The following is a 13,745-nucleotide window of genomic DNA, read 5'->3' on the forward strand; positions in this document are numbered from 1 at the left end:
ACCAAACTATAAAGTTCAGTGCTTATGGTAAATTGAGGTTATTCGTCTTTGGATAGCCAGCCATTTCTGACGGCTAGTTGTGATTCGGTAGGCTCCTCTTTCAACGAAAGTATATGATAGTACTCTACATCTACTTCTACTACTTCTGCGGTCAAATCTACTTTTGATTCCGAACCGTCTTCTCCTTGCCTCATCACGGAATAGGTAAACTCATCTCCTACCTTCATTTCTTCTCTCACACCTTGAGTGAATGCCATGATTCCTCTCAAAGGTATCTCATTTCCATTAATACCCACCAATACATCACCATTTTTTAATCCAAATGCCTTTCCAAAATCATTCAATCCTTCTGCATTCGCTATAAAAACGCGGCTGGTTTCTGGATTGTACCCATACGAACCTGGCGTCAATCCCAAGTTCACTTCCTTCCTTGTTTCAGAATATTTATAGTCTACACCGGCCAATTCGAGAAATTCAGCATATGGCAATGGCGTTGTGCCTTCGACATAAGTCGTGAAAAACTCTCTAATTTCTGGATAAGTCATGGCCGCAATAATGTCGAATAATTCTTCGTCATCAAAAGCCTGATCCTTGCCAAATTTCTCTGCCAAATCGAACATCATATTCTGAACACCATATTTACCCTCTGATAGACTTCTGAGCTTCAGATCTAAACACATGCCTATGAGTGCCCCTTTCTCATAAACATTGCCATACTGGTCCGGGTATTTGTCCAGTGTATATTTACTCAAATCTGTAAATGCCAGGGAGTCATTGAATCTGGTAGTTGCATTCACCATTTTGTCTTGCAACGCTAGAAAATACTCTTCTTGGGATATGATCCCGTACTTCACCTGCACATTGCCAGCGAAAAACTCCGTAATCCCTTCGTATAACCATAAATGCTTCGACATTTTAGGTTCGTTGAAATCAAACTGGTGAATCTCCTGTGAATGGATGTTCAATGGAGTAACGATATGAAAAAATTCATGAGCTGCAAAACGATTAAACATACCAATCATTGACTCAATGGGTTGATTTCTCATAGAATACAGTGAAGAGTAAGAATGCTCTAAAGCACCAATCGATCGCACAGGTCTTTCAGTGAAATAGCAAATAAAAGCATACTTATCCACTGGTAATTCCCCTCCCAAATATTCTTTTTGGGCCATCAATATTTGTTCTATCGCTCCTTTCACTTCTTCTGACTTCACCACTTGTCCTGGCGAGTAAGAAGAGATAAGCACCTCAGCACCAGCTACGTTAATGATACTGGTATCTGGCTCGCAATACATCAAAGGATTATCCACCAGATGATCGTAACTTTCTGTCAGATAAGTATCTACTTCAGCCTCTTTATTTTCTGTTTTGATTTCGCTCATATCAAGGCTGGTTTCCATCGATTGTCCAGTGCTCAAAGCTATTAAGCCAGTTGAACCATACATCTTTGAATCCCGGATCACATTGAATTTAAATGGCTGCCGAGTCATGTTTTCGAAATAGCCAAAAAAGCCAGCCGAATTGATGACGAAATTTTCTCCTTCTTCGATGTTAGTTCCAGCTGGCTCGAATATCCCGGGGCCATCTACATCATTGTCGTAAGAATCTTTCACCCAATAAGTGACTTTGCTCATCTTATTGGCCTTCGAGATTTTCCAGGAATTATCAGAAGTTCGTTCTACTTTCAATTCATTCCCTTTTTTATCTAACGCTTTAAAGTCTTCAATAAAGCGACCATAGTCTGCGACAGAATACGTACCTGGAATAATCTTCGGCATATAAAAAGTGATCTCCGACTCCTTGATTTTAGGAGGTATAAGAACAACCTGTACTTTATCGTTTTTAACTATGGTGAGATCTAAAGTATAAACGTATTGATCATCGGGAAGAGCTTGTGAGGCTAATCCAATAGACATAGCCATCACTACTAATAGTAATTTTTTCATTTGAGTTTATTTTGAGTTTTCCTTATGAATTTATAAACATAACCATCTAAATGACCAGTCACCTAGTACAAGTATCTCAATGGTCTCATTTATTACACGATTGGTCAAATAAAGGTACTGTCCTGTCTATACAATGATAAAAACCCTCTTGTTTTAGATATGATATTTATCATGTTTTCATGTGATGTACAACCTCGGATATGGTCATTTCCTGTGCTTGATTTGTCTTGTAAACAAAGCACAAAAAAACTCAATTATTAGAGTCAGATAACAAATGAAATCATGAAAAAAGCATTCACCATATTGTCATTTTTCCTTTTGGGAACTACGGCATGGAGTCAACCTTTGACACTGGATAAAAACAAGAGTAATTTGGAAATTTCGGGCACTTCATCGTTGCATGATTGGGTCTCAAAAGTAGAAGAATTTCAAGCCAATGCGGATTTAAATGAAGGCAAGGTATCTAAGATTAGATTCGAAGCTGTTGTGAAATCTATCAAAAGTGGAAAGTCTGGAATGGATGGCAATACCTACAAAGCATTGAACGAAAAGGAATATCCGAAGATTACTTTCAAAGCCGATCAACTGGATATAAAAGGAAATCAACTAGTGGGAAAAGGTCAATTGACTATTGCCGGAAAAACCAATGAAATACCCATCGATCTAACCTTTTCTAATGCTTCCGAAGCTTCGGTCAAAGGAAGTATCAAATTAAAAATGACCGATTATGGAGTAACTCCACCAACTGCAGTGTTTGGTACCATCAAAACAGGAGATGAGGTTACTATTCAATTCAATTTTACGCTAAAGAACACTTAAACAATTACAGTTATGAAATTCAATTCAATTCAATAATCAAACCCATTGCACTAACATTAGCAATGATGTGGGCATTCGAAGGAATCGCTCAGACGCCAATGCAATATTATCGGCCTGACAGTCAGGATGGCCTGAATATATTTGAGACATCAAAAACAGACACCGTTGAATATGACGGATTGAAAGTGAAAATTGGAGGTGACTTTGCCATGCAATTTCAAAGTCTAAACCAATCAAACGATGCAGACAATTTAGTAGAATTAGGCTCTAACCTAAATCTACCAACTGCAAACCTTAACCTAGATGTACAGCTCGAAGACGGAGTAAGAATGCATCTTCGCACATATCTATCTTCTAGACACCACGAAGAAGCTTGGGTAAAAGGAGGTTATTTACAAATGGACAATCTGAATTTCATTAGCGACGGGTTCTTATCTGGTTTCATGGACGTAGCTACCATCAAAGTAGGTATGGATGAATTCAACTACGGCGATGCGCACTTCCGCAGAACTGATAACGCCAGAGCCATTTACAACCCGTTTGTGGGCAACTACATCATGGACGCGTTTTCTACTGAGGCCTTCATGGAAGTGACTCTTCAAAATAATGGTCTGATTGGTGTGGTTGGTATAACTAATGGTAAGTTGAACCAGAACGTGACTGTAAACGACAATTCTGACAACAAAATCTCTTTCTTTGGTAAACTAGGTTATGACAATCAAATCAATGATGACCTTAGACTCAGACTGACAGGATCTTGGTACATCAATAAAGGAACCACTACTGGCACCTGGCTATACAGTGGCGATAGATCTGGAAGCAGGTATTATCACGTCGGTGATTACATGTATGATGACGGAACAGGAAACATTGTCACAGCTTCTGACGATTTCTCTGGAAGATTGAGAGCAAGATTCAAAGAGCTTACAGCTATTCAAATTAACCCATTTGTAAAGTACAAAGGCCTAGAGTTCTTTGGAATCTATGAGATCGCCGGAGGTAGTGCAGATGGAGAAGGTTCTTTCACACAAGTAGCAGGAGAAGCACTTTATAGACTAGGACAAAAAGATCAATTTTATCTTGGAGGACGTTACAATACGGTAAAAGGCAATCAAGTTGATGGTGCTCCTGATATAGAAATCAACAGGTTCAACGTAGGTGGTGGATGGTTCTTAACCAAAAATGTATTGACCAAATTGGAATATGTAAAACAAACCTACGGTGGCGACGGCTACGCTGGTAATGCACAGTTTGAAGGATTAGAATTCAATGGGTTCGTTATCGAAGCGGCCATTAGCTTCTAAAGAATAAAAACAATAATCAAAAAGCGAATACCAGTGGTATTCGCTTTTTTTATTCTACTAATTGAAGTGTCACTTCAAACTCAATATCCAATTGCTCTTGAACGACAATAGTACCGAAGAATTTACTTGGTGGTTCAATTTGATACGCTCGCATATTCAATTCATGCTTTCCGCCAAGAATCAATTCATTATCCATTTCATTTAGGTAACTGTCGTAAATCTCCTCTGTCTGTTTTGTACCACCAATGGTTAGTAACGTATTGGCTGTCATATTTTCTAACGCACTCAAATTTGGTGAAGGGGGAAGATAAATTTCACTAATCTCCATGGATAGCAGAGGGTGTTGTTCGGATTTGAGTAAATTCCTAAAATCTGAAGTCATAAGGGGAAGCCCACAATTAAAGCCATCTACAGGTACCTGTAAGTACAGTCCATCAAACTCCACAGACTTCCCATTCCAAATGCCATTAATCTTCAGCGTATCATTGGCAACGTACTTCTTTAGTTTGCAACTAAATTTATTAACATTTGTCTTGCCTTCAATAATAATACTAATGGATTTGACCACATAGTTATTTTCGGCTTTATCCACCTGCCCGCTAACGTCAAAGATCCATCCTAACCCCACCGAAAGCAATAATATTCTTCTTATCAATTAATCTTTTTTTATAATTCCCATGACCAAATTCTATTTAAACTAGCTTATGTACTTGATCAGCTACTTTCTTCCAACAACCAATTTTTAGCCTCTTCTAATTCATCGAACAATACAGTATTCCTTCCTGTCAATTTAATCACGGACTTGGCAATGAGCTTAGCCACAGAATTTAACCCCACAATGGCAGTCACTTTTACATAAGGCTCGTTGATTCTGGCTATTTCTGTGACTTTGGCAATAACCACCTTATTAAACCGCATATCGGTCATATCGACTAATGACATCACTGATTTTGAAGGATATTGAGAAATAACTTTTGCTGCTTCGTCCATAATACTTGGAGCATCCTCAGCGCTCACATTCCGTAGATCAGTAAAAATGATGATTTCCTCGTTCTCATCGATAATTGAGATACCTGACATAAAGACTAAAGTTGGTTAAGCACTATAAATATAACATCCTTTATAAAACTTTTATCATTCAAGCATACAGGAATATTCATGCTTTCCTGACCCGACTCTGTATTCACATTATTTTTCAAGGCTACACTTAAATCCACCCTGCAAACCAGATTTTTTTCCTAATTTGCCTATTCATTTTTTGAAATTAATTTAATACAAAGGTCGATGGACGGAAAGTTGATTTATGGAATTCAGCAGATTGGTGTAGGTGTAGATGATGCTGAAAAAGGTTTTGAATGGTATGCTAAAACCTTGGGTGCCGATCTATGTATTTTTGATGATGACAATGAAGCCACCTTTATGGCCAAATACATGGGCGGAGAACCCCGTGAAAAAAGAGCCATTCTCGCCATGAATGCTCAAGGTGGCAGTGGCTATGAAATATGGCAACACACAGGCCGAACACCACTCACCATAGAAGAACCGGTGCAGATTGGTGATTTGGGAATCAACATAGCCAAGATAAAATCTCAGGATATTCAAAAGAGCTATGACCGATTAAAGGCTAAAGGAGTAACAGTATGTACTGAAATAAATGAGGAGCCGGATGGATCCAAAGGATTTTATATCAAAGACCCGTGGGACAACATTCTTCATATCAAAGAATTTGATTCATGGCTCAAAAAATCAAAATTTGATGTAGGTGGCATTTGCGGAGCTACTCTTGGCGTGTCCGACATAGATCAATCACTGAAACTCTACGCAGATATTCTCGGCTACAATCAAGTGATCTACGACGAAACAGGGACATTTAATGACCTTAAAGGCTTGAACAACGGAGAAGGAAAGTTCAGAAGGGTATTGCTCACACACATCAAAGACCGAACAGGTGGATTTTACCCTTTGCTGGGAGACGGACAGATTGAGCTCATTCAAGCCTTGGACCGCACGCCAAAGAAACTATTTGAAGGAAGATTCTGGGGAGATATCGGATTTATTCATTTGTGTTTTGATATTAGAAACATGAATGCTCTGGTAGAAGAATGTAAAGAAAAGAACTACCCTTTTCAGGTGCTAAGTTCTGAGCATTTTGATATGGGAGATGCCAACGGCCATTGGGGTTATATTGAAGATAATGATGGTACTCTTGTGGAATTTGTAGAAACTCATAAAGTTCCGCTGATTAAAAAACTCAACTGGAGTATTAAATTGAAAAACAGAAACCCACACAAACCTCTTCCTGGCTTTATATTGAAGGCCATGGCTATTACCAAAAGAAAAAAATTCGACTAATTCAGACAATGAGTATCGAAAAAGAGCTTCAGAAAAGAAGCGATTCCAAATGCGAGTTGTGTAGCGCAGCCAATAATTTAGCTCCTTATACTGTAGAACCTAAATCTGGCGATCACGCGGAAGAATGCGCTTATTTATGCGATGTGTGCCAGTCACAAATAAATAGAACAACAGAGGTTGACACCAATCACTGGCGATGTCTCAACGACAGCATGTGGAATACCAATCCAGCCGTTCAGGTTTTGGCCTGGCGAATGCTCTCAAGACTGAAAGGAGAAGGCTGGCCTCAAGATCTGCTGGATATGCTATACTTGGACGAAAGTACAGCATCCTGGGCCAGAGCTACTGACGAAGGAGAAGACGAAGCGGATAAAATCATACATAAAGATAGCAATGGGGCTACTTTGGAGGCAGGTGACAGCGTAGTGCTTATCAAAGACTTGAACGTAAAAGGAGCTAATTTCACAGCCAAAAGAGGCACTGCCGTTCGTAATATCTCTTTAGTTTATGACAATGCTGAACAAATTGAAGGAAAAGTAAACGGTCAGCAAATCGTGATCCTAACCAAGTTTGTGAAAAAGTAAACTCAATAAAGGGATCAACCTTCAGCCAAACGATCCTTCACATATTCGATTTCAGTCTTTCCATGAGGAGTTGGCTTGCCGTCAGTTCCAATATTCACAAGGACAATCCTTTCTACAGTAATAATTGTCTCCCGAGTCATCTTGTTTCTCACTTCACAATTAAGTTCAAGCGACGTCCGACCAAACTTGATAGGCTCAATCCCAATTTCAACTATATCTCCTTGGCGTGCCGAACTTAAAAAGTTGATCTCTGACATAAACTTGGTCACCACTTTTTGATTTTCTAACTGTATCGCTCCATAAAGAGCCGCTTCCTCATCAATCCAGGCTAGAAGTTTACCACCGAATAAAGTTTGATTTGGGTTTAGGTCTTCGGGCTTTACCCACTTTCTTGTATGAAATTTCATTTTATACTTGTCTTTATCTATTTCAAAACACTATCACTCTTTGAGCAAGTTACTTTCAGAATTATTAGTTGATTGCAATTTAAATGATAGGATTTCATTATCTTAATTTTATTAATTCGCAGCCCTTGAAATTTAATTATCAACCGTCAAAATGAGATTCTTATCTGCTTTCATAATTGTTTTTTCTAGTTACTTCACTCTATCCGCTCAATCAAAAGTTTTTGAATTCCAATACCAAGAAATGGAGCTGGATGAAGCTTATATAGAATCGCTTTCTCCTCATCGGTTCGGGCCGCCGTTCACTAACATGATGCAGCTCTTAAATGAATACTACGTCTATGAAGAGACAAGTAAAGTTTCTGGCACAACAACCAAATTCATACAAAAATCTGCAATTTACTACTCCGTAAAAAAAACAAACAAATACGTACTCAAAGGGCTAAAAAAGAAGCTGATCACAGAAGAAAAAGCCAAAGCTGATCTCGAAAGAGTCTTAAAAGTTGCGCTGAATATCAGACATCAAAACACAGAAGAGTTAGAAGATGTACTGTATAAAATTAAAGATGCTGAAGACATTATTGCGTTTTATTATAGCAACATCACCCTAACAGAATAGGTTTTCGGAAAAAACTATTGTGGAAGCACTGACAATTTACTGATTCGTTGAATTTACAGATTCTAATTTCAAAATTCCATTTTTCTCAATAAACTCAGCCGACTGTCTCGCCAGCGTTTGGTAAGTCAATTTTGAAGGATGTACACCATCACTAAAGTAAAGTCCAATATCTTCAGACAGGTTGTATTTTTTGGACCAAGTCTCAATGCTAATAATCTCAGAAGAATAGTACACGTTTTCAAATTCAGCAACTACCTGTTTTAATGATTCGCCTAATATTTCCACCAGATTCCCGATCGTCCACTTCATCAGCGGAGTAAAAGCAGGAAACTCTTTAATAGGAGGCATGTTTGTAAACACTATAGGTACGTTACCAAATTTGCCATTCAAATCCTGAATGAGAGACCGGGTTTGCGCCTTCCAACGAACAGGGTTATTGAGTTTGAAGGCATCATTACCGCCAATTCCAATAACCACCAAATCCCAATTATTTTCATCTAGCTCTGCCAGCAATTCTTTTGAAACTCTACTTACCGTGATTCCGCTTTTGGCTTGCACCCTCCACTTGACGTATAGATTAAGTCTATCAGACAACTCATGAGCTAATGTTCCAGCAAACCCCTCTCGATGCGTCTCTACTCCCACCCCTGCCATTGTACTTTCTCCCACAACTAGAACCTCAATACATTGATCCGATGTCAACCCACTGACCCCTGCTGGCTCTATGGCTTCTGGTAAGTCTGGAATTGTCTGTTTAACCCTTCTTCCTTGGAGATATAATATTGGTAATAAAGGCAAAGTGAATAGCGAACCTATGAAATATTTCACATTCATATCATTCATCCCTCCATATCACTCAATTCTATATTGAGTGCCTTAGTAGACATCTGAATTTCTATCAATGAAAAGATGAGTGAAGTGATGAGTGAAAGCAAACTCCCACCAAAAAGGTAATTGGCCAAGATAAAGCCTTCTCTAAATAAAGCAAACATGCAGGCCACAGTAAGAAGAAAACTTAGCACACCAAAAGCCTGCATCCGACGAACCATATTCAACCGTACCCTGAGATTTTTTATTTGCCCAACAAGCACATGTTGAGTTTTAGTTTGTTGATATTTTGCATGCAGATTTCTGATAAGCGTGGCCAGCGCCAAGAATCGATTGGTGTAAGCCAGCAGCAATAGCGTAATCGCCGGAAACAATAGGGCCGGTGTAGAGATTTCTAACTGCAAAATAGGGATTATTTATTTTCGATAAGAGCGACCAACTCATCCGCATCCCATGGTTTTCCTACGCTTCCAGTAAAACCAAATTTTTTGATTGCGTTTCGAATGATCTCATCATTTACATATTCAGAAATGATAATTCTCACCATATCAGGATATAGCTCACCCACTTTTTCAAGTAGCTCCACACCTGTCATTTCAGGCATGCGATGATCAGATATAATTACATCAAACTTATCTTCTTCCATTAGTTTGAGTCCTTCTGCTGCACTTTCACATGTAGTGACATTGTACCTTCTTTTGAAGGCAATTCTGAAAACATTTAGGTTAGCTGCTTCATCATCCACATACAGCAATTTGATCTTATCTGCCATAATTAATCGTTCTTTCTCTTTTTCCTTAACTGGTTATGCAAAATACAAAATTATTATAACAATTTATGACGTGTGTCAAAAGGCCTCACGAACTGATAGATAAAACGCGTGTTGCCCATTATCCGTAAAACCTAAATCCATTCTGAAATTAAGCTTTTCATCCTTTAGCGCCCTAAAACGACCTCCAAGACCATAAACCGCTCTTATTTTATCTGTCCCAAATTCACTAAAGCTATCGAATACCTCTCCTACACCTGCAAAAATCACGCCTCCAAATCTCCAAAAAAGCTCTTGTCTGGCTTCTACTTGAAAATACATCAACTGTCTATCCCTGTAAAGGTTTCGGTGCTCGATTCCTCTGAGCCTCCCTCCTCCGCCCATTTTGGGCAGTTTATAAAACGGTGCATCACCAGATGTCAGGTTCATTCTGAACTGAATGGCTAAAACACTCTTTGGACCCAAGAATTCAAAGTATTGACGATAATCAAAAAGAAAACTTCCATAATTGTACTCACCTCCAAATGCTTTGCCATAGAATGCAGCTCTAGCATTTATAAACCTTCCATGTGTTGGCCACAACGTACTATTTCGTGTGTCATTTCTAAATGCTGGACCTAGCCCCATATTCCTTCCACCTTCTATCCCAACAGGCACATCCGTTTCCAATAGACCAGAGTCGAGCAAATCAGTTATGTTATTATACTGAAAATCAAAACGAATACCACCAAACCACTGGGGAGTAACTGGTTTCAGCAACGTACCACTCATAGCCACATAACGGTCCGTATATTGCTCCACCACATCCGGATCAGTTTCGCTCCCTATACCGTAATAGTTATCAGGAAAATCAAAGACCCTGGCCTCCATGTTCAGATTCATCCCATTCCCAAAGAATAAATCAAAATCCGACTTTATCAGTACCTGTTTATTAGTAGTAAATACTATATAAGGAGTAATGCTCGACGGTCTATGAAAAGTAGGATTTTTTGATTTGGTATTAAATACAAAAAATGCAATGGTACCTATATTGACTTTGGTCTCAGGGGAGTATCCTAACGCCGGGTAGATTGCAAATTTGATTCGTTTCTCTTGAACAGAGTCTTGCTGTAAAGAGTCTTTTTGGACAGCAATCTGCTCTTGTGCACGTCCATTAAAGAACGAGCACAATAATAGAAAACAACAAATCAGATTTTTCCTCATCTAGTTATTCAGCAGGCAATAGATCCAGTCCCAACTCATCCAGTTGATCTTTTGCAATCGGAGAAGGTGATTCTATCATTACATCGCGCGCAGAAGTATTTTTAGGGAAGGCTATAAAGTCTCTGATAGAATCCGAGCCGCCAAACATAGAGCATAATCTATCAAATCCAAAAGCAATTCCACCATGAGGAGGTGCACCGTATTCAAAGGCATCCATTAAGAATCCAAATTGTTCACGTGCTTCTTCGTCAGAAAAACCAAGATGCTTAAACATCATCGCCTGCGTAGCACGGTCATGAATTCTAATAGAACCACCACCAATTTCAACACCGTTAATGACCAAATCGTAGGCATTGGCATGAACTTTACCAGGGTCTGTATCGAGAAGTGGTATTTCATCTGGCTTAGGCGAGGTAAATGGATGGTGCATCGCGTGATACCTTTCAGTCTCTTCATCCCATTCTAAAAGAGGAAAGTCCAACACCCATAGTGGCTTGAAGTTCATTGGATCTTTCAACTCCAACAAGTCTCCCATGTGCAATCTCAATTCACACATTTGCTTTCTTGTAGCATTCAGATCTCCAGATAGTACCAAGATCAAATCTCCTGGCTTAGCCTCGGCTTTTTGCGCCCAGGCTTTCAAATCCTCTTGGGTATAGAACTTATCTACAGACGACTTGAATGAACCATCTTCATTACACTTCACATATACCAATCCTTTAGCTCCTACTTGAGGACGCTTTACAAAATCGGTCAAAGCATCTAATTGTTTTCGGGTCCAATCAGCACATCCCTCAGCACAAATTCCAACCACTAATTCGGCTTGATCAAAAACATTGAATCCTTTGTTTTGTGCAACTTCATTAAGCTCAATGAAAGGCATACCAAATCTTACATCTGGCTTATCAGAGCCATAGAGTTTCATGGCATCATCATACTGCATATGTACAAACTCACCCACTTCTACATCAAGTGCTTGTTTGAATAAGTGACGAGTCAGCCCTTCGAAAGTATTCAAGATGTCTTCCTGAGTTACAAATGACATTTCGCAATCAATTTGTGTAAACTCTGGCTGACGATCCGCTCTCAAATCTTCATCTCTGAAACATTTCACAATCTGAAAATATCTGTCGAACCCAGATACCATCAACAGCTGCTTAAACGTTTGTGGGGACTGAGGCAAAGCATAAAACTCTCCTTTATTCACTCTAGAAGGCACCACAAAGTCTCTTGCTCCTTCTGGGGTAGACTTGATCAGCACTGGAGTTTCTACCTCCATAAAACTCTGATCTGACAGGTAAGATCTAGTGGCTTGCAACATCTTATGACGAAGCATTAATTTATCTCTAACCTCGTCTCTTCTTAAGTCGAGGTATCTGTATTTCATTCTTAGCTCTTCTCCACCATCAGTATCATTATCGATAATAAATGGAGGAACCTTAGATGGGTTTAATACTTCTAAGTTCTGAACTTTTATTTCAATTTCTCCTGTAGGTATTTTATCATTTTTAGCATAGCGCTCAGCCACTTCTCCGGTCGCCTTGAGCACGAATTCACGACCCACCGTCTTTGCTTTTTCCAGCAATTCTGTAGGCGTCTGCCCTTCCTCGAATATTAATTGAGTAATTCCGTATCGATCCCTAAGATCAATCCAAACCATTCCTCCTTTATCGCGTACTTTTTGTACCCATCCACATAGTGTCACTTCCTTTCCGGCATCCGCCAGTCTCAATTCGCCACAAGTCTGCGTTCTCAGCATAATATTCGTATTATAAAAAATGAAGGCGCAAATTTAATCATTGTCTTGTTTTGGGCTTCATCACAAGGTAGTTTAATTTTGATTTTTCACTAGCTTTAAAAAATTCGCAAAATCATGGGTGTCTTTTTATTTTTTAATCTGATTTTTTCAACGTTTCCGGCTAACGACCTGACAAAAGTCAACGTAACCGAAGAGATCACTATGATGATTCCAAGTCAATTCAGACTGATGACTGACGACGAAATTGCCAGCAGATACTTTTCTACCAAAAGGCCAGTAGCCATCTACACCGACCAATCTGTCACGATTGATCTAGGTGTAAATAAATCAGTAACTCAATGGAGTGCTGACGATTTGGAAATTATGGTAAGTTTTCAAAAATCCAACATCTACAATTTTTATGATGAGATAGAAATGATCAGCCAGGGCATGAAAGAAGTAAATGGAAAAAAAGCAGCCTATTTCGAATTTGTGTCTACAGTAAAGCCAGACAATAGCACCCAATCTTTTAGATCACAAAGTGCAGTTAAAAAATATACTTACATACAGTACATGATCGTAGGCCAACACTCTTGGGTATTCAACTTTACGAGTCCAATCCAACTGCAAAACGAATGGCAACCACAATTGGCGGATATCATGGATAGCGTCGAATTTATTAAAAAGAAAAAATGATCCCTGGACTTCATAGCGATGAGGCATTCATGAAAGAAGCCCTGAAGCAAGCCCAATACGCCTTCGAAGAGAATGAGGTACCAGTGGGTGCTGTAGTAGTATGTGAAAACAAAATCATATCGCGAGCCTATAATCAAGTAGAAAAGCTCAACGACGTAACAGCACATGCGGAAATATTGGCTATAACGGCGGCCGAAAACTACCTAGGTACGAAATACCTCGCTGGCTGTAAATTGTACGTAACGCTCGAACCTTGCACCATGTGCGCTGGAGCCACCTATTGGTCTCAATTGGATGAGGTAATCTATGGCGCGAGCGACGAGAAAAGAGGTTATGCTCATCTAGCACCAAAAGCCATTCACCCAAAAGCTAAAATCACAAAAGGCATATTGGCTGACGAGTGCAGTACCTTGGTTACAGATTTTTTTAAGCGCATGCGGGATAGGGGTGCTTAACACACTGTTATTTTGACTTATCTTGAGG

At 39.3% G+C, this 13,745-nt stretch carries 16 protein-coding genes; 7 read left to right on the forward strand and 9 right to left on the reverse strand.

The genetic code is table 11. From position 1 onward, the window contains the following. Positions 1–38: 38 nt before the first annotated feature. Entirely contained in the window at positions 39–1,946 is a 1,908-nt protein-coding gene (locus R8N23_RS16775; RefSeq protein ID WP_318172769.1) for a peptidase M61, read from the reverse strand. A 282-nt stretch (positions 1,947–2,228) separates the two neighbouring features. Between R8N23_RS16775 and R8N23_RS16780 the strand changes: the two genes are divergently transcribed. Both R8N23_RS16780 and R8N23_RS16785 read left to right on the forward strand, forming a co-directional pair. Next, entirely contained in the window at positions 2,229–2,765 is a 537-nt protein-coding gene (locus R8N23_RS16780) for a YceI family protein (RefSeq protein WP_318172770.1), read from the forward strand. Positions 2,766–2,827: 62 nt separating this feature from the next. Then, positions 2,828–4,069 carry a hypothetical protein gene (locus tag R8N23_RS16785; protein WP_412071654.1) on the forward strand — a complete coding sequence of 414 codons (1,242 nt, stop codon included), beginning with the start codon at positions 2,828–2,830 and terminating at the stop codon, positions 4,067–4,069. Between the two features lie 49 nt (positions 4,070–4,118). Here R8N23_RS16785 and R8N23_RS16790 read toward each other — a convergent pair whose 3' ends face one another. Both R8N23_RS16790 and R8N23_RS16795 read right to left on the reverse strand, forming a co-directional pair. Further along, on the reverse strand, positions 4,119–4,724 hold the full coding sequence (locus R8N23_RS16790; RefSeq protein WP_318172771.1) for a hypothetical protein: 606 nt from the start codon (positions 4,722–4,724) through the stop codon (positions 4,119–4,121). A gap of 59 nt (positions 4,725–4,783) precedes the next feature. Further along, positions 4,784–5,149, reverse strand: a complete 366-nt coding sequence (locus tag R8N23_RS16795; RefSeq protein ID WP_318172772.1) for a hypothetical protein — start codon at positions 5,147–5,149, stop codon at positions 4,784–4,786. A gap of 204 nt (positions 5,150–5,353) precedes the next feature. On the opposite strand from R8N23_RS16795, the gene R8N23_RS16800 reads away from it, so the two are divergent. Together R8N23_RS16800 and R8N23_RS16805 are read left to right on the forward strand one after the other, a co-directional pair. Then, positions 5,354–6,421, forward strand: coding sequence for a VOC family protein (locus R8N23_RS16800; protein ID WP_318172773.1), 1,068 nt, complete (start codon positions 5,354–5,356; stop codon positions 6,419–6,421). An 8-nt stretch (positions 6,422–6,429) separates the two neighbouring features. Next, positions 6,430–7,005: a PhnA domain-containing protein gene (locus R8N23_RS16805; RefSeq protein ID WP_318172774.1), complete on the forward strand. Its 576-nt coding sequence runs from the start codon at positions 6,430–6,432 to the stop codon at positions 7,003–7,005. A gap of 14 nt (positions 7,006–7,019) precedes the next feature. On the opposite strand, the gene R8N23_RS16810 is transcribed toward R8N23_RS16805, so the two are convergent. Further along, positions 7,020–7,412, reverse strand: coding sequence for an acyl-CoA thioesterase (locus tag R8N23_RS16810; RefSeq protein ID WP_318172775.1), 393 nt, complete (start codon positions 7,410–7,412; stop codon positions 7,020–7,022). A gap of 151 nt (positions 7,413–7,563) precedes the next feature. On the opposite strand from R8N23_RS16810, the gene R8N23_RS16815 reads away from it, so the two are divergent. Further along, positions 7,564–8,028: a hypothetical protein gene (locus R8N23_RS16815; protein WP_318172776.1), complete on the forward strand. Its 465-nt coding sequence runs from the start codon at positions 7,564–7,566 to the stop codon at positions 8,026–8,028. 36 nt (positions 8,029–8,064) lie between these two features. On the opposite strand, the gene R8N23_RS16820 is transcribed toward R8N23_RS16815, so the two are convergent. The 5 genes from R8N23_RS16820 to aspS all read right to left on the reverse strand — a co-directional run bounded on the left by R8N23_RS16820 (position 8,065) and on the right by aspS (position 12,587). After that, positions 8,065–8,856 carry an SGNH/GDSL hydrolase family protein gene (locus R8N23_RS16820; RefSeq protein ID WP_318172777.1) on the reverse strand — a complete coding sequence of 264 codons (792 nt, stop codon included), beginning with the start codon at positions 8,854–8,856 and terminating at the stop codon, positions 8,065–8,067. A gap of 11 nt (positions 8,857–8,867) precedes the next feature. Next, positions 8,868–9,260: a DUF2721 domain-containing protein gene (locus tag R8N23_RS16825; protein WP_318172778.1), complete on the reverse strand. Its 393-nt coding sequence runs from the start codon at positions 9,258–9,260 to the stop codon at positions 8,868–8,870. A gap of 8 nt (positions 9,261–9,268) precedes the next feature. Further along, the gene (locus R8N23_RS16830) at positions 9,269–9,628 is read right to left on the reverse strand and encodes a response regulator (protein ID WP_318172779.1); all 360 of its coding nucleotides are present in this window, start codon (positions 9,626–9,628) and stop codon (positions 9,269–9,271) included. A 75-nt stretch (positions 9,629–9,703) separates the two neighbouring features. Continuing rightward, entirely contained in the window at positions 9,704–10,828 is a 1,125-nt protein-coding gene (locus tag R8N23_RS16835; protein ID WP_318172780.1) for a BamA/TamA family outer membrane protein, read from the reverse strand. A 4-nt stretch (positions 10,829–10,832) separates the two neighbouring features. Next, positions 10,833–12,587 (reverse strand): aspartate--tRNA ligase, encoded by a 1,755-nt coding sequence (gene aspS, locus R8N23_RS16840; RefSeq protein ID WP_318172781.1) that lies wholly within the window; start codon positions 12,585–12,587, stop codon positions 10,833–10,835. 114 nt (positions 12,588–12,701) lie between these two features. Between aspS and R8N23_RS16845 the strand changes: the two genes are divergently transcribed. Both R8N23_RS16845 and R8N23_RS16850 read left to right on the forward strand, forming a co-directional pair. After that, the gene (locus R8N23_RS16845) at positions 12,702–13,262 is read left to right on the forward strand and encodes a hypothetical protein (protein ID WP_318172782.1); all 561 of its coding nucleotides are present in this window, start codon (positions 12,702–12,704) and stop codon (positions 13,260–13,262) included. Next, entirely contained in the window at positions 13,259–13,717 is a 459-nt protein-coding gene (locus R8N23_RS16850) for a nucleoside deaminase (RefSeq protein WP_318172783.1), read from the forward strand. Before R8N23_RS16845 ends, R8N23_RS16850 begins: the two co-directional genes overlap by 4 nt. The last annotated feature ends 28 nt before the right edge of the window (positions 13,718–13,745 follow it).

It is taken from the genome of Reichenbachiella sp., from assembly GCF_033344935.1.
Taxonomy (GTDB): Bacteria; Bacteroidota; Bacteroidia; order Cytophagales; family Cyclobacteriaceae; genus Reichenbachiella.